At 61.0% G+C, this 18,727-nt stretch carries 19 protein-coding genes; 8 read left to right on the top strand and 11 right to left on the bottom strand.

The window, feature by feature from the left end; translation table 11 throughout:
- Positions 1 to 3: 3 nt before the first annotated feature.
- From R1W01_RS00375 to R1W01_RS00385, 3 genes are read left to right on the top strand one after another with little or no spacing between them, the layout of a single operon-like run.
- Positions 4 to 642 (top strand): acyl-homoserine-lactone synthase, encoded by a 639-nt coding sequence (locus tag R1W01_RS00375; protein ID WP_297756548.1) that lies wholly within the window; start codon positions 4 to 6, stop codon positions 640 to 642.
- 51 nt (positions 643 to 693) lie between these two features.
- Positions 694 to 2,226 carry an ATP-dependent RecD-like DNA helicase gene (locus tag R1W01_RS00380; protein ID WP_297756547.1) on the top strand — a complete coding sequence of 511 codons (1,533 nt, stop codon included), beginning with the start codon at positions 694 to 696 and terminating at the stop codon, positions 2,224 to 2,226.
- A complete protein-coding gene (locus tag R1W01_RS00385) occupies positions 2,223 to 2,951 on the top strand; it encodes an SDR family oxidoreductase (protein WP_297756546.1) in 729 nt (242 codons plus the stop codon). The genes R1W01_RS00380 and R1W01_RS00385 overlap by 4 nt, the downstream gene beginning before the upstream one ends.
- 10 nt (positions 2,952 to 2,961) lie before the next feature.
- On the opposite strand, the gene R1W01_RS00390 is transcribed toward R1W01_RS00385, so the two are convergent.
- The 7 genes from R1W01_RS00390 to R1W01_RS00420 all read right to left on the bottom strand — a co-directional run bounded on the left by R1W01_RS00390 (position 2,962) and on the right by R1W01_RS00420 (position 7,851).
- Positions 2,962 to 3,720, bottom strand: a complete 759-nt coding sequence (locus tag R1W01_RS00390; RefSeq protein WP_297756545.1) for a TIGR02186 family protein — start codon at positions 3,718 to 3,720, stop codon at positions 2,962 to 2,964.
- A 1-nt stretch (position 3,721) separates the two neighbouring features.
- Positions 3,722 to 4,636 (bottom strand): sulfite exporter TauE/SafE family protein, encoded by a 915-nt coding sequence (locus R1W01_RS00395; protein ID WP_243611483.1) that lies wholly within the window; start codon positions 4,634 to 4,636, stop codon positions 3,722 to 3,724.
- A 92-nt stretch (positions 4,637 to 4,728) separates the two neighbouring features.
- Positions 4,729 to 5,151, bottom strand: coding sequence for a ribosomal protein S18-alanine N-acetyltransferase (gene rimI, locus R1W01_RS00400; protein WP_297756544.1), 423 nt, complete (start codon positions 5,149 to 5,151; stop codon positions 4,729 to 4,731).
- Positions 5,151 to 5,804, bottom strand: a complete 654-nt coding sequence (gene tsaB / locus R1W01_RS00405; protein WP_297756543.1) for a tRNA (adenosine(37)-N6)-threonylcarbamoyltransferase complex dimerization subunit type 1 TsaB — start codon at positions 5,802 to 5,804, stop codon at positions 5,151 to 5,153. The genes rimI and tsaB overlap by 1 nt, the downstream gene beginning before the upstream one ends.
- On the bottom strand, positions 5,794 to 6,357 hold the full coding sequence (locus R1W01_RS00410) for a NifU family protein (RefSeq protein WP_243611480.1): 564 nt from the start codon (positions 6,355 to 6,357) through the stop codon (positions 5,794 to 5,796). The genes tsaB and R1W01_RS00410 overlap by 11 nt, the downstream gene beginning before the upstream one ends.
- A 92-nt stretch (positions 6,358 to 6,449) precedes the next feature.
- The gene (locus tag R1W01_RS00415; protein ID WP_243611479.1) at positions 6,450 to 6,905 is read right to left on the bottom strand and encodes a universal stress protein; all 456 of its coding nucleotides are present in this window, start codon (positions 6,903 to 6,905) and stop codon (positions 6,450 to 6,452) included.
- Between the two features lie 76 nt (positions 6,906 to 6,981).
- Positions 6,982 to 7,851, bottom strand: a complete 870-nt coding sequence (locus R1W01_RS00420; RefSeq protein ID WP_243611478.1) for a branched-chain amino acid aminotransferase — start codon at positions 7,849 to 7,851, stop codon at positions 6,982 to 6,984.
- Positions 7,852 to 8,286: 435 nt separating this feature from the next.
- Here R1W01_RS00420 and R1W01_RS00425 point away from each other — a divergent pair, with 435 nt between their 5' ends.
- Both R1W01_RS00425 and R1W01_RS00430 read left to right on the top strand, forming a co-directional pair.
- Positions 8,287 to 8,745, top strand: coding sequence for a hypothetical protein (locus R1W01_RS00425; RefSeq protein WP_243611477.1), 459 nt, complete (start codon positions 8,287 to 8,289; stop codon positions 8,743 to 8,745).
- 25 nt (positions 8,746 to 8,770) lie between these two features.
- The gene (locus tag R1W01_RS00430; protein ID WP_317275003.1) at positions 8,771 to 10,036 is read left to right on the top strand and encodes a PqqD family protein; all 1,266 of its coding nucleotides are present in this window, start codon (positions 8,771 to 8,773) and stop codon (positions 10,034 to 10,036) included.
- Positions 10,037 to 10,057: 21 nt separating this feature from the next.
- Here the strand turns inward: R1W01_RS00430 and trpS are convergent, their stop codons facing one another.
- On the bottom strand, positions 10,058 to 11,092 hold the full coding sequence (gene trpS, locus R1W01_RS00435; protein WP_297756541.1) for a tryptophan--tRNA ligase: 1,035 nt from the start codon (positions 11,090 to 11,092) through the stop codon (positions 10,058 to 10,060).
- Positions 11,093 to 11,166: 74 nt separating this feature from the next.
- Here trpS and R1W01_RS00440 point away from each other — a divergent pair, with 74 nt between their 5' ends.
- Entirely contained in the window at positions 11,167 to 11,856 is a 690-nt protein-coding gene (locus tag R1W01_RS00440) for a rhomboid family intramembrane serine protease (RefSeq protein ID WP_297756540.1), read from the top strand.
- 8 nt (positions 11,857 to 11,864) lie between these two features.
- Here the strand turns inward: R1W01_RS00440 and murJ are convergent, their stop codons facing one another.
- The 3 genes from murJ to R1W01_RS00455 are packed head-to-tail and all read right to left on the bottom strand — an operon-like array spanning position 11,865 to position 17,336.
- Positions 11,865 to 13,406, bottom strand: coding sequence for a murein biosynthesis integral membrane protein MurJ (murJ, locus tag R1W01_RS00445; RefSeq protein ID WP_297756539.1), 1,542 nt, complete (start codon positions 13,404 to 13,406; stop codon positions 11,865 to 11,867).
- Positions 13,403 to 16,213 carry a [protein-PII] uridylyltransferase gene (locus R1W01_RS00450; RefSeq protein ID WP_411028129.1) on the bottom strand — a complete coding sequence of 937 codons (2,811 nt, stop codon included), beginning with the start codon at positions 16,211 to 16,213 and terminating at the stop codon, positions 13,403 to 13,405. Before R1W01_RS00450 ends, murJ begins: the two co-directional genes overlap by 4 nt.
- Positions 16,173 to 17,336 (bottom strand): penicillin-binding protein activator, encoded by a 1,164-nt coding sequence (locus R1W01_RS00455; RefSeq protein ID WP_297756538.1) that lies wholly within the window; start codon positions 17,334 to 17,336, stop codon positions 16,173 to 16,175. The genes R1W01_RS00450 and R1W01_RS00455 overlap by 41 nt, the downstream gene beginning before the upstream one ends.
- Positions 17,337 to 17,441: 105 nt before the next feature.
- On the opposite strand from R1W01_RS00455, the gene rsmI reads away from it, so the two are divergent.
- Positions 17,442 to 18,302 carry a 16S rRNA (cytidine(1402)-2'-O)-methyltransferase gene (rsmI, locus tag R1W01_RS00460; RefSeq protein ID WP_297756584.1) on the top strand — a complete coding sequence of 287 codons (861 nt, stop codon included), beginning with the start codon at positions 17,442 to 17,444 and terminating at the stop codon, positions 18,300 to 18,302.
- 16 nt (positions 18,303 to 18,318) lie between these two features.
- Positions 18,319 to 18,702, top strand: coding sequence for a YraN family protein (locus tag R1W01_RS00465; protein WP_297756537.1), 384 nt, complete (start codon positions 18,319 to 18,321; stop codon positions 18,700 to 18,702).
- Positions 18,703 to 18,727 lie beyond the last annotated feature (25 nt).

Genomic DNA, 18,727 nt, shown 5'->3' on the forward strand with positions numbered 1-18,727 from the left:
AGAATGCTCCGGTTTATTTATGGCGATGAAATCGACAGATTCCCCAAGCTGAAACGCAGCATGTTTCTTGACCGTGCGGATCAGTTCAAGACGCGTCTCGGTTGGGATGTGACGGTCGATCCGACGGGGGAAGAACGTGACGCCTATGATGAAATGAACCCTCTCTATGTCCTATGGGAAAAGCCAGACGGGACTCATGGCGGTTCCATGCGGCTTTTGCCGACCACGGGGCCGTGTATGGTCAACGATCATTTCCTTGACCTGACCAACGGGGTTCGGATCACCTCACCTTTCATCTGGGAATGCACGCGGTTCTGTCTGGCGCGTGATTGCGAGCCGAAGACGGCAGCCGCGCTGATGCTTGGCGGCGGCGAGGTCATGGCGGGGTTTGGTGTCGAGCACTACGTGGGTGTTTTCGATGCGCGGATGGTGCGGATCTATCGGATGATCGGCGCGTCGCCAGAGATCATCGGCGCGCAAGGCGAAGGGCGCGACAGGATCAGTGTCGGCCTCTGGGGTTTCTGCGAAGCCGCGCGCCGAACCGTCGCAGAACGTGCCGGGATCGCGCCCGAGACTTCGCGGATGTGGTTTGAACGAGCCTTTGGCGGTGAGTGCCGTCAGACCCTCGCGCAAACAGCCTGAGGGCAGGCAAAGCCGCTGGCGCTTGGACCGGGGCAACGGTAGGGTCAGCGCATGACAAACGCGCTGACCCTTTCGCATGACCAGGCCGAAGCCTATGACACGATCGCCGAGCTTCTGCGCGGGGTGGGCGTTGATCTCGACGACGGGATTTTGACACCGCCACGCGAGAGCAAACAGGCGCTTGCCGCGGTGCTTGGCAAGGCGGGGTCGGGCAAGACACTGCTGCTTGCCGAATTGGTCAAGGCGCTCGAAGCGGCAGGCGTGGATATCGTTTCGGGGGACTATGAAGGCAAGCGGCGCAAGGATCGCCGCACGTTGGCCATTCTTGCGCCGACGAACAAGGCGGCGAGTGTGCTTCGGATGCGCGGCGTCCCTGCAACGACGATCCACCGCATCATCTATACCCCCGTCTACGACCCGGAATACGAACGCATCGCGGAGTGGCTTGTCGGCAATGGCGACAAGCCAGAGATCGAGGGCCTCACCGAAGAGGCGCTCGCGCGGGCGCAGGCCTTTTACCAGTTGCACAAGTCGATCCCTGGCGCGCTTGCCGCGGCGGGACTGCGCGGGTCGGATTTCATCACCGGATGGAAGCGCCGCGATGAACCGCTCGATATCGGGTTCGTCGATGAGGCGTCGATGTTGGATGATCGCCAGTTCGAGGACTTGAAAGAGATTTTTCCGACGCTGCTTCTTTTTGGAGATCCGGCACAGCTTGCCCCGGTGAACCAGTCTGGAAGCATGGTGTTTGACGCGATGCCCGCGCCGTCCAAGCTCGAGCTGAGCCGGGTGCACCGGCAGGATGCCGATAGCCCGATCCTTGACCTTGCGCATGCGCTCGGCGATCCGGCGCTGGGGTTCGAGGAGTTCGAGCGGCTTGTCGAGGAAACGGCCAAGCGCGATGACCGAGTGGTCTGGGGGCAGCGGGTCGAGGTGGACCTCATGGCGCGTTCGCCGGTGCTCGTCTGGCGCAATGCGACGCGCATTCGTCTCATCAATGCGTTCCGGCAGGTGCATGGCGCGCCCGAGGATGCGCTTCTTGAGGGGGAGCCGCTCATATGTGATGGGATTGAGCTGCCACTCAAGCACCGTAAGAAGCGGCTCGACCTCGAGGCGCGGGGTCTCATCAAGGGGGCGCAGGTGATCTATCTCGGGCCCGGACGCAAGCCGGGGTTTTCGCGGCTGCATGTGATCGGGGCGGAAGACCCGCGCGTGTCGGCAGCGTCGATTGTGAAGATCGAGAAACCGGATGAGGAAGAGCCTTTTATCCCCTATGCGGCCCGCATGGGCGCGACGTTCTTGCATGGGGCCGCCGTCACGATCCATAAGGCGCAAGGCTCGCAATGGGAGAACGTGCAGGTCTTTGCACCGGATCTATATGCGGCGGCACGGATGGGCCGGGTCGAAGCAGGGCAGCCACTTTGGAAACGGTTGGCCTATGTGGCGATCACGCGGGCGTCGGAACGGCTTCATTGGGTGGTGCGCAACCGTTTGGCGCGTCCTACGCATCCTCTCGGTACGGATGACCTCGCGGTGGCTCCGGCTCCGCTCACACTGGAAGCAGAAGAAGAAGGCGCGGCATGAAGACGATCCTGATCACGGGCGCGAGCTCTGGCATTGGAAAGGCGACTGCGGAAGCTTTCCTCGAGGCGGGCTGGCGCGTGGGGCTTGTGGCGCGGCGGGCAGAGCCGCTCGAGGCGATGGCCGCGGCGCATAAGGGGGCGATGGCGCTTCCCGGTGATGTGACGGATGTGGCGGCGATGCGGGAGGTGTTCGCGCGCTTCGTGGCGGAGGCCGGGCGGATTGATGCGCTCTTCAACAATGCCGGCATGTTTGGCGCGCCGGGGGCGATTGACGAAATAGAGGTCGAAGATTTTGATGCGGTTGTGAATGTCAATTTGCGCGGCATGTTCATTTGTGCCCGTGAGGCCTTTGCCCGGATGCGGGTGCAGAGCCCGTGCGGCGGACGGATCATCAACAACGGGTCAATCTCGGCGCATGTGCCGCGCGAGGGATCGGTTAGCTACACCACGACCAAACACGCGATCACCGGGTTGACGCGGAGCCTGTCGCTTGATGGGCGGGCGCTCGATATTGCCTGTGGGCAGATCGATATCGGCAATGCCGAGACAGACATGGTCGCCGGGTTGAATGCGCGGTTGATCGAGGCCGGGCAGCCGCCCAATGCCACAATGGACGTGCGAGACGCGGCGCGGTCGGTGCTGCATATGGCAGAGCTTCCGCTCAACGCGAATGTGCAGTTCATGACGGTGATGGCGACGAAGATGCCCTATATCGGGCGCGGGTAGGGCTCGCGCGCTAGCCTTGGCGTAGGATGCGGAAAAGTGTCGAGGCACCCCAACCGGCGGTCACGGCGATGAAGAGTGACAAGAGCCCGTAGAGAAGCGGCTGTTGGCGCGACAAGGTATAGAGCCAACGCTCCAGCCCGACCTTGCGCACACCGATCACGGTTTCGAATTTCGACACGACCTGTCCCTCACGGGTGAGGAAGATACGGGTTTCGTAGTCGCCTTCAGTTAGGTTGGCGGGTAGGTCGATGGAGGTCCGGAACAGGGTCTGCTGGTCAAGGGAGACAGCGTTTTCGCGCAATTGATAATTGCCGTTCTCTGTTCGGATGCGGATCACAGCGCGGGTAAATGCGGCGGAGTCTTGCACGTTATAGGGCGCGCCGACCGAGCGGATGGCGCGCGGAATCGAGACCTTGTGGCGCAGATCTTCGACGTCAGTCAGGGCTTCGCGGAAGGGCGCGCTCGTGGCGACGGCATAGAAACTTGGAGCGGCGTCGATCTCGACGCTCTCGGTGTTGACCCAGATGCCGAACCGTTTTTCCTTGCGGCGCACGGTCAGGGGCTGCAAGGGGCCGGAGACGGCGATCACCACATCCAGCGGCGGATCTTCGATGATCGGGGTCTCGCGCTTGACGGCGCCGAAGATGAGGATTTCGGAACCGTCGAAATTCGCGGTGATCGAGACGTTTTTCTTGCTAAGGCCAAGCACGACCTCTTCGGCCATGAGCGGCGCGGCGAATAAGAGGAAAAGGGCAAGGATCGCGCGCATCTCAGTGGCCTCCGACCGCGCCGATGCTAAAAAGCTCGTCCGGTTGAAGCAGCAGGCCAAGGGCGAGATTGCCGCAGACCACAATGACCATGAGCGACAGCAGAATGCGTAGTTGCTCGGCATTGAGAAGGGTGCCGATACGGGTTCCGAACTGGGCGCCGATGACGCCACCGATCAGCAAGAGCACCGCGAGGGCGATGTCGACCGTGTAGTTTGTCGTGGCGTGCAGGAGCGTCGTGAAGGCGGTCACGAAGATGATCTGGAAAAGCGATGTGCCGATCACGACCTTGGTTGGCATGGACAAAAGGTAGATCATGGCGGGCACCATGATGAAGCCGCCACCGACCCCCATGATTGCGGCCAGGACACCGACGCTCAGGCCGACGAGAAGCGGTGGAATGACAGAGATGTAGAGGCCGGAAACGCGAAAGCGCATCTTAAATGGCAGGCCGTGAATCCAGTTATGGTTGCGTCGCTTGACGGGGGCGTTGCGGCGCGATTTTCGGATCGCGTTGACGCTCTCGATAAACATCAGTGTACCGATGATGCCGAGGAAGACCACATAACAGAGCTTCACCAGTAGATCGACCTGACCCAGTGATTTCAGGTAATTGAAGACCAACACGCCGAGGGCGGCGCCGACAAGGCCGCCAGCGAGCAGGACAAGGCCCATCTTCAGGTCCACGGATCGCCTTTTGAGGTGGGCCAGCACCCCTGAGACCGAAGAGGCGACAATCTGGGTCGCGGAGGTGGCCACGGCGACGGCGGGCGGGATGCCGACAAAGAACAGAAGCGGCGTGATCAGAAATCCACCGCCGACGCCGAACATGCCCGAGAGAATACCGACAATGCCGCCAAGCCCGAGGAGCAGGAAGGCATTAACGGAGACTTCGGCGATCGGTAGGTAGATTTGCATAGCTTCACTTTGCGGGAGGGGCGACGGCAATGCAATATGTGAACAGGGCAAGAGATTGGGGCACCGGAAGAATCTCAGATTTCCGTCACGGCTTAGGCATGTTGCTCCAAGGGCTTGGTCAGGATCAACGCATCAACTGCAGGTCCGTCGGGGCGCGTGTAATAGCCTTTGCGTTGCCCGGCATCGGTAAAGCCCGCTGCCCGGTAGAGCGCGATGGCTGCCGGGTTGTCGGCGGCAACTTCGAGAAAGGCGCTATTGGCGCCGCGCGCGCGGGCGGCGGTTTCGAACTGCGAGAGGCACGCTCGGGCAAGGCCTTGGCGCCGAGCCTTCGGATGGGTCGCAATAGTGAGAAGTTCGGCCTCCCCGGCGATGGCGCGACCCAGAGCGAAGCTCTGTCCTTGGGCGACGAGAAAGCAATGGGGCGAGGCAAGAAGTGCGGCGAATTCCTCGGTACTCCAAGGACGGCTTTGGGTGAAGGCCGCGGCATGGAGGGCGGCGAGGTCGTCGGGTGTCATCAGAGAATGACCGGCGCGGCGTCGCGGGCCGGGGCGGCATCGGCGGGCTTGAGGTAGAGCGGGGCCGGGCGGTCTGGGGTGTCCTGCCAGCGGCCTGCCGCGATGCGGGCGATGGCTTCTGCGGTCGGGTAGGCCGGTACAGCCTCAGCGGCGCCAAGCGCGGCGGCCACGGGGGCGGACGCAGAGCCGATGCAGGTCAGGTCAGGTTCGGCAAGGGAGGCGGGGATGTCAGCGATGGAGACCAGCGACGGCGCGACGGCCTTGGCCATGCGATGTCCTGCGATATAGGCGTGATCGCGGGGCGCGGCGAGGCAGGTGAGCGTGGGGCCGTTCGCGCCATGCGCTAGGGCGTCGAGGCTCGACACCCCGACAGCCGGGATGGCGCGTGCGAGGGCAAGGCCGCGCGCGGCAGAGACCGAAAGGCGGATACCGGTGAAATTGCCGGGGCCGATGCCGACGCCGATGGCCGACAGGTCAGACCATGCCACCCCAGCTTCGGCTAGCACGCCTTCCAGTAGCGGAAAAAGGCGTTCGGCCTGTCCGCGTTTCATCTCTTCATGGGCAGATGCGAGAATGCGGCCGCCACAAAGCAGAGCGGCGGCGCAATGCGCCGCCGATGTGTCAAAGCCGAGGATCAGAGGATCAGACGGCAACCGGGCGCACCTCGGTGACTTCCGGGATGTAATGACGCAGGAGGTTCTCAATACCCATCTTCAACGTCAGGGTCGAAGAGGGGCAGCCCGCGCAGGCGCCCTGCATGTGCAGATAGACAACACCGCGGTCGAAACCGTGGAACGTGATGTCACCACCGTCTTGGGCCACGGCGGGACGTACGCGGGTGTCGAGCAGTTCCTTAATCTGGCCAACAACTTCGGAGTCGGGGCCGTCATGATCGGCATGCCCGGAGGCGGCGGTGGCCGCACCGGCCATGACCGGTTGACCGGATTGGAAATGCTCCATGATAGCGCCGAGGATCGAGGGCTTGATGTGGTCCCACTCGACCGCCTCTTCCTTGGTCACGGTGATGAAATCGGTGCCAAAGAACACGGCAGAAACACCCTTGACCGCGAAAACACGGCTCGCCAGAGGCGACGCCTCGGCACCTTCGGAGGAGGGGAAATCAGCGGTGCCTGCTTCAAGCACGGTCTGCCCCGGAAGGAACTTGAGCGTTGCGGGGTTCGGCGTGGATTCGGTCTGAATAAACATAGCGGATGCACCTTTTCTATCTCGTCTTGAGATATGCGCCTCCGAACCCGGATAGTCAAGGTTTGGAATGATTCTAAACTGGGTGCGACAGGTCAGGTAATCGACTCGAGCCGTTCCTTGGACATATCGCCCGGCACGATGGTGATCGGAACCGGCAGGTTTCCAGAGGTCTTTGTCAATTGGCTGACAAGCGGGCCGGGGCCTTTCTTGTCGACACCAGCGCCAAGCACGAGAACACCAATCTGCGGATCATCTTGTATCTGGCCAAGGATTTCCTTCACCGCTTCGCCTTCGCGGATCACCAACTCGGGGTCCACGCCTTGCCGATCGCGCATCCATTTGGCGAAGACCTCGAAATGGGCGATGATGCGTTCGCGGGCCTCTTCGCGCATGATGTCGCTGACACCGATCCAGTGGTTGAACTCGTCTGGCGGGATGATAGAGAGAATCTGCACGCCTGCATCCGTATTCGCCGCCCGCATGGCGGCAAAACGCATGGCGTTCAGGCATTCGCGGCTATCATCGAGAACGACGAGGAATTTGCGCATCTGATGGTCTCCCTTGGCGCAATCATGGCGCATGGTCGGGGATCAGGCAACGTCTGATGCGAGATCCCCGATGGGCTCATGCCGTGGCGCGCGCCCAGTCCCAATACATCTCACGCACCTGGCGGGTCACGGGGCCAATCTGATATTGGCGGTCGTCGAAGGCCGTTACTGGCGTCACCTTGGAGAAGTTGCCAGAGAGGAAAACCTCGTCAGCATCTTCAAAATCTTCGAAGGTGAGCACGGTTTCATGCACTTTCATGCCCTCGGCGCGCATGTTGGACATGTGGCGCGCGCGGGTGATCCCGGCGAGGAAGGTGCCGTTCTCAATGGGCGTAAAGACTTCACCATCCTTGACCATGAAGACGTTCGCCGTCGCGCTTTCGGCGACATTGCCCATCGCGTCGGCCACGAGCGCGTTGCCAAAACCTTTGGAGCGCGCCTCGACAAGCATTCGGGCGTTGTTGGGATAAAGGCATCCGGCCTTGGCGTTGACCACGGCGCAATCGAGCACCGGGCGGCGGAACCGGGTCCGCGTTAGGGTCGTGGAGGCTTCGGGCGGGGCCATGGGAACGGCCTCTAGGCAGAGGGCAAAGCCGGTCGCCTCTTCGGTCGGGGCGATGGCGGAGACACTCATATCGCCGTCGATGCCCCAATACATAGGACGGATATAGACAGCATCCTCGGGACCGAAGGCGGAAAGGCCTTCGCGGGCGATGTCGAGCATGTCCTCGGTCGAGACCGTCGGCGTCAGCATCAGCGCCTTGGCCGAGCGATTGATGCGCGCGAGATGCGGTTCGAGATCAGGGGACATGCCCTCGAAATATCGTGCGCCGTCGAACACCGTGGTGCCAAGCCATGCGCCATGGTCTGCGGCGCGCATGACGGGCACGTCGCCATCATGCCATGTGCCGTTGAAATAGGTTCTGATTGTGTTGCTGATTGCCATTGATGCTGGTCTCCCTCGCTCGCTCCGGCGGATGCTAGTCGCGGCCTGTCGGGAGGTCCAGAGGCAAAGGGAAGCCCCCGGGCCTGGGGAAGACCGGGGGCGAATGGTTTGGAACTCAAATCACAGAACTCAGAAATTCTCGCGGGGTGCGATTGAGGCAAGGGTAGCGTTTTATTGATTCAAGTTCATGACACCCGGAGGCGGGAACTCATCTATCAAGGGCACATTTTCAACCGGAAGATAGATCCCGCAGTGATTGAAGTAGCAACAATTGGCTCACCTCTCGCGAAATTCCGCGCAAGATTTGAATGTGACACATTTTTAACAGATTTCTAAATTTACATGCCGTAACGTCACATTCAGGAAGAGCTATTTGTTTCGCAAGAAACTTCGTCTCAAGCAGGAGTGGGATACCCACCGAAGGAGGAGCTTATCATGGACGACATGAACGAAGAAACTACAACAGAGGCGGTTGATCGCCGCAAATTCCTTGCCAAACTCGGTTTGGGGGCGACAGCGATCTATGCTGCACCGGCCTTCACGACGCTGAGCATGGCACACGCATCCGGAGGGTCCGGTGGCGGTGACGGCGGCGGTGGCGACGGCGGAGGCGGTTCCGGCGGTGGTGACGGTGGTGGTTCCGGTGGCGGTGACGGTGGTGGCTCCGGCGGTGGCTCCGGCGGTGGTTCCGGGGGCGGAGACGGCGATGGTGGCGCATCGGGTGGTGACGACGGCGGCGCATCTGGCGGTGATGATGGGGCTTCGGGCGGCGAGTCCGACGATGGCGCCTCGGGTGCCGATGACGGCGCTTCCGGTGGCGAGTCCGATGATGGTTCCGATGACGGTGGGTCCACCGCGTCCGGACCAAGCGACGCCGCGCAGGACATGCACTAAGTTGAGAGTGATCTGAGAAAAGAGGATGCCCGGGGCCAGAAATCGCTGGTGCCGGGCATCCGATTATTTGAGACTGTTTCCGATGACGGCGACGCAACGTTTCTATTTCACGGGCACGGACGGCCCGGTTGTTTTTGAAGGTGCCGACGCGGTCGTCTCTCTTCTTCCAGAGATATTCAGTGACTGGCCTTACGCACCTGTTGAAGGCGGAATGGACGTTCCGACGCTCACCGTGTCACAGAGGGACGGGAGATTTTGCTTTTCTTCCGATCACTACGACCTTTCGAAGTCCCATTCGGATCCACTCCATGCTGCCTGCACTTTGTTGGCAGAGTTGGCCTGGTCGCGAATTCGCGCTGAACAGGGGTTGTTGTGCTTTCATGGTGCCGCGATTGAGCGTGAGGGGAGCCTTATGCTGTTCCCCAATCAACGGCGCGCCGGCAAGAGCACACTGACGGCCTGTCTTGCTGCACTGGGCGCGCATGTCTTTACGGATGACTACCTGCCTTTACGCCTCGGCAAGGATGGCGCGATGCGCGGCATTGCAAACGGTGCGGCGCCCCGGTTGCGTCGGCCATTGCCTAAAGAGTTTTCGCAGGGTCTCGTGCGATGGATGGAGCATCATGCGGGGCCGCGAAACCAGCAGTATCTCTACCTTGACCTTCCCGACGGTCAGCTGGCGCCGCATGGTGAGACGCTGCCCATTTCTACGATCATCCTTCTGGATCGCCGGGAGGAGGGAGAGGCGGAGCTTGAGCCAGTCGCCTCCTCCAAGGTCATGCGGCGGCTTATCCGGCAGAATTTTTCTCGCAGCATGAACCCGGCGCGCGTGCTGGCTATGCTCAACGGGCTGGTTGAGACGTCACAGTGCCTTCGTCTGCGATACAGCAACGGCGAAGAGGCGGCGGCCTACCTCAAAGCGTGGTGCGATGCGAACCCCCGGGGGGCGACAGCACGGGTTGATCCGTCGAACCTGCCGCCAGACAGCCATGCAGTTTACACAACGGACAAGGCCGTTGCGGGGGATCACACCTACCAACGTAATCCTTCGGTCTACGAGGCTCAGCTTCAAGAGGATGTCTTTGTCGCCTGCGCCGAGGGACCGGGCATGCATGCGTTCAACGGGGTGACGACCGGGATCTGGACGCTTCTGTTGGAGCCGACAACGCAAGAAGATATCACGCAGACACTTGCCGCCGCCTTCCCAGAGCAGCCACGGGAGGATCTGTCTCAGGCGGTGAGCAAGATCATTCAGGCGATGCTGAAGCACCGCCTGATCATGGCTGTTTGAAGAAGATCAGTGGTCAGCGCCTCAGGCGCCGACCATGCCGACGATCTCGTAGGTCTTTTTGAGGATCGGTGCAGCGATTTCGCGGGCGCGGCTTGCGCCGGAGGCGAGAATGCGGTCGATCTCGTCCTTTTCCTGCATCAGACGGGCCATCTCGGTCGAGATCGGCGCGAGCTTTTCCACGGCGAGTTCAGAGAGGATCGGTTTGAACTCCGAAAACTGCTTGCCGCCCACATCCGCGAGCACCGCATCAACAGTGGTATCCGCGAGCGCGGCGTAGATGTTGACGAGGTTGCGCGCCTCGGGACGCTCTTCAAGCCCCTTGGCCTCGGAGGGTAGGGCATCGGGATCTGTCTTGGCCTTGCGAATCTTCTTAGCAATGGTGTCGGCGTCATCGGTCATATTGATCCGGGAGGCATCCGAGGGATCGGACTTCGACATCTTTTTGGACCCGTCGCGCAGGCTCATGACACGCGTCGCCGCGCCTTCGATGACCGGCTCGGTAATCGGGAAATGCTCGACACCATAGTCATGGTTGAATTTGATCGCGATGTCGCGGGTCAGCTCGAGATGCTGCTTCTGGTCCTCACCGACGGGCACATGGGTCGCGTGATACACAAGAATATCCGCCGCCATCAGCGCCGGATAGGCCAAGAGGCCGAGAGAGGCGTTCTGCTGGTTCTTGCCCGCCTTGTCCTTCCACTGGGTCATGCGCTGCATCCAGCCCATCCGCGCGACACAGTTGAAGATCCATGCGAGTTGGGCATGTTCAGCAACCTGACTCTGGTTGAAGAGGATCGATTTTGTCGGATCGAGGCCCGCGGCGATGAACCCGGCGCAGAGTTCGCGCGTGGCATGGCGGAGGTCATCAGGGTCTTGCCAGACGGTAATCGCATGCATGTCGACCATGCAGTAGAGGGTTTCCGTATCATCGCTCTGCATATCTACGAAGCGCTTGAGCGCACCGAGATAGTTGCCGAGGTGCAGGTTGCCCGAGGGTTGGATGCCCGAGAAGACCCGCGGGGTGAATTGAGAGGACGTTTGGACCGCCTCGTTCATGAGGAATACTCCGTCTGGATTTATGGGTGTCGTTGCCTTACCGATGGGGCAAAAGCCCGTCAAGGAGAGCAGGTATGTCCCAGCCCGAGCATTCGCACCCGATCAATCCGCTGCCGCCTGTCGTGGTCGCGCTTTTCCTGCTGATCGCGGGGATCGAGATCGTCTTCACGCTTGGCGCGCAAGGAGTTGTCGGTGGGCCGGCGGCGATCGGCTGGCGCGTCTCGGCGCTACAGAGATATGCGTTTGCAGATGAGATTTTTAGCTGGATGCTGGTCAACAATATCTGGCCGGTAGAGCATGTGATCCGCACGGTGACCTATCTATTCGTGCATGGCAGCTTTACCCATGCGGCATTTGCCAGCGTGATGCTTCTCGCTCTTGGCAAGATGGTGGGCGAGGTGTTTTCGGGGGTCGCGACACTCGCGATTTTTGTTCTGTCGGGGATCGTTGGTGCACTTGGCTACGCGCTTATCCTCGAGGCGTCGCAGCCGCTCTTTGGGGCATTCCCCGGCGTGTATGGGTTGATCGGAGCGTTTACCTTCCTGCTCTGGACGCGGCTTGGCCAGTTGGGCGCCAATCAGGCGCGGGCTTTCACGATGATCGGTTTTCTTTTGGGGATTCAGCTTCTCTTTGGTTTGCTCTTCGGCGGCAACAAGGACTGGGTTGCGGATGTGTGTGGTTTCGCAGCGGGATTCCTGATGTCTTTTGTCCTCGCGCCTGGCGGCTGGCAGCATCTTGTGGAGAAGTTGCGCAAGCGCGACTGACGCGAGCGTCAGCCGCGTTTCGCCGCGCGGCGAAAATCGGAGAGGCGGAAGGCGCCAATAATGTGCCCCGAGACGAAGTAGACGACCGAGCCGAGAAGGATCAGGATCGCGAGCGCAAGATAGCGCCAGCCATCGGTGCCAAGCGCCGGGCCAAGGACGATGGTTAGGCCCCAAAGCGCGCCCCCCATGATTGCAGAGGCGAGGCAAATGCGCGGCAGGCGGCGGCGCAGGCGCTCATCGAACTTGGCGACGTAGCCCATCGGACGGGTGCCTTTGTAGAGCAGCGCGACCATGACCCAGCCTGCAAGCGTTGTCGCGATGGCGGGGGCAATCCAGCCAATGAACGGCGCGAGGCCGATGGCGACGACAGCGTTCACCACCATCGCCCAGAGCGCGTAGCGGAACGGCGTCTTGGTATCTTCACGGGCGAAGAACAGCGGTTGCAGGATCTTTTGGATCACGAAGGAAGGCAGGCCGAGGCCGTAGACCGCAACGGCAAGCGCGATAGCGGCGCTATCGTCGGCGGTTGTCGCGCCGCGCTCGAAGAGCACCGAAACAAGCGGCAGTGGGATCACCATAAGCGCCACGGCGCAGGGGATCGTTAAGGCCAGCGAGATTTCGGCCGCGCGGGATAGGGCGGTGCGCGATCCGGCCTCGTCGTCAGCTTTGAGGCGGCGGGACAGGTCGGGCAGGAGCACGATGCCGATGGCGATGCCGACAACGCCGAGCGGCAGTTGATAGAGACGGTCGGCGGCGAAGAGCCAACCCACGGCACGGTCGAAATAGGAAGCGACCTGCTGACCGACAAGGAGGTTGATCTGCACGACACCGCCCGCGAGCGCGGCGGGGATGGCGATGGTCACGAGGCGTTTCAACTCGGGCGTCCAGCGCGGCCGTTGCAGGGACAGCGGGAAACCGGCGCGCGCGGCGGCGACCCAGACAAGGGCAAGCTGCGCGATACCGGCGACCGGGATCATCCAGATCAGAGCGCGCGCCACATCGAGGCCAAGCCATGCGGCACCAGAGATGCCCGCCACCAAAAGGATATTCAGCAACACAGGCGCGGCGGCGGCAGCGGCGAAGCGCCCTGTCGCGTTCAGCACACCCGACAAAAGCGCGGCAAGTGAGATGAATAGGATATAGGGAAAGGCGATGCGCCCGAATTCCACCGAGAGCGCGAACTGCTCTTGACCAGCAAAGCCGGAGGCAAGGCCGAGGATAAGCCAAGGCATGACCAACTGAGCCAGGAGCGTGAGGACGATCAACACCGTGGCAAGTCCGGCAAAGGCTTCGCGGGCGAACCCAAGTGGGTCTTCTTCGCCCTCCAGCTTCTTTGAGAACATCGGCACAAAGGCCATGTTGAACGCGCCTTCGGCAAAGAAACGACGGAACATATTGGGCAGGCGGAACGCCACGACATAGGCCTCGTAGAGAGGGCCAGTGCCGAGGAAAGCGAGGATCAGGATATCACGCACGAAGCCGAGGATGCGGCTTGCCATCGTCCAGCCCCCCACGGTCAGGAAGCCGCGCATCAGGCGGATCGGCTTCACGAAATAGCCCTTTCGACGCCGCGCTCGATTGCTTCACGCAGTTTCTTTTCAAGCGCTTGCTGCTTCGACGCGGAATGGAATTTCAGGCCGAACATGTCTTTGACGTAGAAGCTATCAACCACCTGTTCACCGTAGGTCGCGATAACGGCGGAGGCGATATAGACGTTGTTATTGGCAAGGGTGCGCGTCAGATCGAAGAGAAGGCCGGGGCGGTCGCGGGTGTCGACCTCGATAATCGTGTAGATTTCCGAGCCTTCGTTGTCGAAGGTGATCGTCGTCGGCACCTTGAAGGCGCGTTCGCGTTTCTTGATGACGTCGCGCGATTTGATCGCTTCAGTGGCGATCACTTCGCCCTTGAGGGTCTTGTCGATCATCTGTTGCAGGCGTTTGAGGCGGCTGGCTTCATAGGGCGAGCCGTCGGCATCCTGAATCCAGAAGGCAGCGGTCGCGTAGCCGTCCTTAGAGGTGAAGGTGCGGGCGTCGACGATGTTTGCCCCGACCAGTGCCAAGGCGCCGCACATGCGGCTAAAGATGCCGGGGTGATCGGACATGGCAAAACAGACGCGGGTCGCATCGCGATCCTCGTCTGGGTGCAGGTCGATACGTACCTCGTCGTCGTCGATATCGCGTAGCAGCTCGGCAAAGACCTTGTGGGCAGTGATGTGCAGGCCCTGCCAATACGGATCGTAGTGGCGGGTGGTTTCGCGCTTGATGTCCTTGCCGGACCACCCCTTGAGTTCCGCGCGAAGCTTTTTCTTGGCTTCGGCTCCGCGGTTCTCGCGGTTGATGGCCTCCATGCCGTCTTCGAGGACAACGCGTGTCTGACGGTAGAGTGCGCGCAGGAGCGCGGCTTTCCAGTTGTTCCAGACATCGGGGCCAACACCGCGAATATCGCACACGGTCAGCACCGTTAGGAGGTTGAGTCGGTCCACCGAGCGCACGGCCTTGGCAAAGTCGCGCACGGTGCGCGGGTCCGCGATATCTCGTTTCTGAGCCGTGTCGGACATCAACAAGTGATAGCGCACCAGCCATTCGACGGTTTCAGATTCGCCTTTGCGCAAGCCAAGCGCAGGTGCGACGCGGCGGGCGATCTGCGCGCCGAGAATAGAATGGTCGGTCTCTTGCCCTTTGCCGATGTCGTGCAACAGCATCGCGACCATGAGGACGCGCCGGTTGATCCCGGTCTTGATGATCTCCGAGGAGAGCGGCAGTTCGACCTGAAGCTCTTCCCGTTCGATCTGGGCGTAGTTTGAAATCACCTGAATCGTGTGTTCGTCGACGGTGTACGAATGGTACATGTTGAACTGCATCATCGCGACGACCGGGGCGAATTCGGGGATGAAAGCGGCGAGCACACCAAGTTCGTTCATCCGGCGGAGCGCGCGTTCGGGATTGCCGTGTTTGAGGAGCAATCCGAGAAAGATCTTCTGGGCGTCCTTGTTGGCGCGAAATTCGTCGTCGATCAGGTCTAGATTTGCCGTCACAAGCCGCATGGCGTCTGGGTGGATCAAGAGGCCCGTGCGCAACCCTTCCTCGAACAAGCGCAGGATATTGAGCTTGTCAGCAAGGAAGTCCTTTTCGTCGGTGATCGCCAGACGATTGTTGATGACCTCATAGCCCGGTTTGATCCTTGGGCGGCGACGGAAGAGGCGCTCCATCAGGGGAGCCGCCTTGGCGTGGTCAGCTTCCAGCTTGGTCAATAGGATGCGCGTCAGATCTCCCACCGAGGTCGCGTGACGGAAATAGTCCTGCATAAAGTGTTCGACGGCACGCCGACCACCTTTGTCGAGATACCTCATGCGTTCAGCGACCTGCACTTGCAGATCGAAGGTCAGTTGTTCGACAGGGCGACCTGCGAGGATATGCATATGGCCGCGCACGGCCCAGAGGAAATTCTCGGCCTCGGCGAAACGCTCATACTCGTCCTTGTGGAACAGCCCCTTGTCTAGAAGGTCTCGGGCCTGTTGGACGTGGTAGACGTATTTGGCGATCCAAAATAGCGATTGCAGATCGCGAAGGCCGCCTTTGCCCTCTTTGACATTGGGCTCGACCATGTAGCGTTCGCCCTGCTTCTTGTGACGCTCGTCGCGTTCATGCAGCTTTGCTTCGATGAACTCGCGTTCTGAGCCTTTGAACAGGTCTTTTTCGAGACGCGCATTCAGTTCGTCTGCAAGTGGGGCATAGCCACGCAGGAAACGGTTCTCAAGCAGGGCGGTGCGAATGGTGAAGTCCTCGCCGCCAAGCCGCAGACAGTCTTTGACCGTGCGTGAGGCGTGGCCAACCTTCAGCCGTAAATCCCACAGGATGTAGAGCATGGTTTCGATCACGCTCTCGGCCCAGGGGGTGATCTTGTAGGGTGTCAGGAACAGCAGATCGACATCGGATTGCGGTGCCATCTCGCCGCGCCCATAGCCGCCCACTGCAAAGAGGGCGATCCGTTCGGCTTCTGTTGGGGTCTGAAGCGGATGCAAGTAGGTCGTGGCGACATGGTGCGCCGTCCCAACAAGGCAATCGGTGACCCATGTATAGGCGCTTTTCATAGCGCGCGCGTCACGGGGGCGGTCAAGGAAACCTGCCTCGATCTCGACATTGGCCGCTTTGCGCGCAGCAAGCAAGAGCTTCACAACGGCATTGCGAAAGGCCCTGTCGTCGGCGTGTGCTTCCCGAGCGCCGGAAACGGCGTCGAGAAGGGCCTTGCGATCAAGGATGTCATCTGCGGGGCGGACGAGATCGGTTGAGGGGGCGGGAAGCGGGAGGTCGTCCGGTTTAGAAACCGAAGCCGCCGAAACTTTTTGGCGCAGGGTCAAGGGTCACCACTTGTTTGTCGCGGATCGTGACAACCGCCAGGCCGCGTTCGTTCGTTCCATCGGACCGCAGGCGGAAGATACCGTTCACCCCTTGGAATCCGGCACCCTGGGTTAGGGCGCTTGTGGTCAATGCGGTGCTTTTGCCGGCTTTGACCAGTGCGCCGATCGCCGCAATGCCGTCATAAGCCAGACCGCTCAGGTTATGCGGCAGGCCGCCATAGGCTTGGGCATAGCGATCGGTATAGGCGCGGCTCAGTGCTTCGTCGGGGCGTGCGAACCACGATCCCTGTACGCCAGGCAGCGCAACGGTTTGCGACGGCAAATCCCAGCGAGTCAGTCCGATATACTGCACCGTCTGGGGGTCGATTCCGGCTTCGGGAAGCATTTGCGAGAAGAGCGGCAGTGCGCCGGAGGTCGAGGCCGTCAGGAAGATGGTGTCCGGCGCGTTCTGCTCGACCGCAGCCTTGATCTCGGCCACGGCGGCGATCACGCCATCCTGAGAGTATTTATAAGCGACAGTGCCGGCGCTCGACGCAGAAGAGGCGTTGATCGCGCCCATGATCGCATTGCGCCCGACCTGTCCGGGGACAGTATCGGCGTGAACGATCAGGATGTTGCGTTTCCCTTGGCTCGTCGCATAGTTCACCAACCGGTTCGCGGTGTTCTCAAATGTCGACCCGAGGACAAAGACATTGCCGCCCGCGATCTCGGTGTTGTTGGAGAAGGTCAGAACGTTGACGCCATTCCCCGCAACGGCCTTGCCTGCAGCATTCGCGGCAGCCCCGTAGAGCGGGCCAACGATGATCTTCGCCCCTTCCGCGACAGCCTTTTGCGCGGCGGCGGCGGCAGTCGCAGGTTTGCCTGCTGTAGAATAGACGCGCAGGTCAATCTTGACCCCGTCGAGATCGGAAATTGCAAGGCGTGCCGCGTTCTCAAGGCTTTGCGCAATCAAGGCATCGCCGGAATCTCCGGACCCTGAGGGCACGAGAAGCGCGACCGGCACGGGGTTCGACGTCGAGATAACCGGTCCCGTTGAAGGAACACAGGCGGTCAGACCCACGAGAGCCAGCGTGGCAGCGGCCCCTTTCAGAAACCGGCGGGCAAGGCTAGAACGGAACAACATGGAATGATAACTCCCTTGGCGGGTCGGTTTGCGGCGTCAGGCTGGCGTATAACGCGCTGGCCCGGTTTGGGCAAATCATAGAGAACACAGAAGATGGGTCCAGCTTTGAATCACGAAATTCGCAGATTGGAGCCCGGGCTCTACTTCGTTGCCACGCCCATCGGGACGGCGCGAGACATCACCTTGCGGGCGCTCGATATTCTTGCCTCCGCTGATGTCATCGCTGCGGAAGACACGCGATCAATGCGTCGGCTTCTTGAGATTCACGGGGTGCGGCTCGGCGATCGTCCGCTGATCTCTTACCATGACCATTCCGGCGCAAAAGGGCGGGCAAAACTGCTCAAGCTTCTCGAAGAGGGGAACTCTGTAGCTTATGGATCCGAGGCTGGGACTCCGCTGATTGCCGATCCGGGCTACCATCTGGCGCGTGAAGCGATGGACGCGGGGCACAACGTCACCTCGGCCCCCGGACCTTCGGCGATCATCACTGCCTTGACGCTTGCGGGTTTGCCAACGGACGCGTTCTTTTTCGCGGGGTTTCTCCCGAATGCCAAAGGCGCGCGGCAGAGCGCGCTTGAGGCCGTGAAGGCGGTGCCGGGTACGCTCGTGTTCTACGAATCGCCGAAACGCGTCGGCGCGATGCTTCGGGATGCGGCGAAGGTTCTTGGCGGAGAACGTGTGGCGGTGGTCTGTCGCGAGTTGACCAAGAAGTTCGAGGAAGTGCGGCGTGGCACGTTGCAGAGCCTTGCAGAGGATATCGGCACCGACGCTTTGCGCGGTGAAATCGTGGTTCTCATTGATCGGCAGGGCACGGAAGAACACGGCGAGGCCGATCTCGAGGCCGCGGTGCGTCAAGCGTTGGAGAGCATGTCCGTTCGGGATGCGGCGGAAAGCGTGGCGAAGGCCTATAACGTGCATAAACGAAAGATTTACCAGTTGGCGCTCAAGCTTTCGTCTGAAGAATGACGAAAGGAGGCCGCCCATGACGGAGGCCGAAGAGAGAACCATGCGCAAAGCTGAGCGTGGACGGCGCGCATGGCATGCGGGTGCGGCGGCCGAAGAGAGCGTGGAGCGCCTCTATCTGCGCCAGGGTCTGACCGTTGCGGCACGTCGTTGGCGCAAAGGGGGTGGCGAGATTGACCTGATCCTGCGCGATGGGGATGGAGTTGTCTTTGTTGAAGTAAAGCAAGCCCCTGATTTCGAACGCGCGGCAGCCCGTGTCACAGAGCGGCAGATCGCGCGCATTCATGCAGGGGCTGCGCACTTTCTCGCAGGTGAGCCAAAGGGCGAATTGACGCCCTGCCGTTTTGATGTCGCATTGGTCAATGCGACAGGGGAAACCCGAATTCTCGAGAGCGCGTTCTGACAAGGCATTGCAAGGGCGGAGGGCA

Source organism: Shimia sp. FJ5 (genome assembly GCF_032918335.1).
Classification (GTDB): Bacteria; Pseudomonadota; Alphaproteobacteria; order Rhodobacterales; family Rhodobacteraceae; genus Shimia; species Shimia aestuarii_A.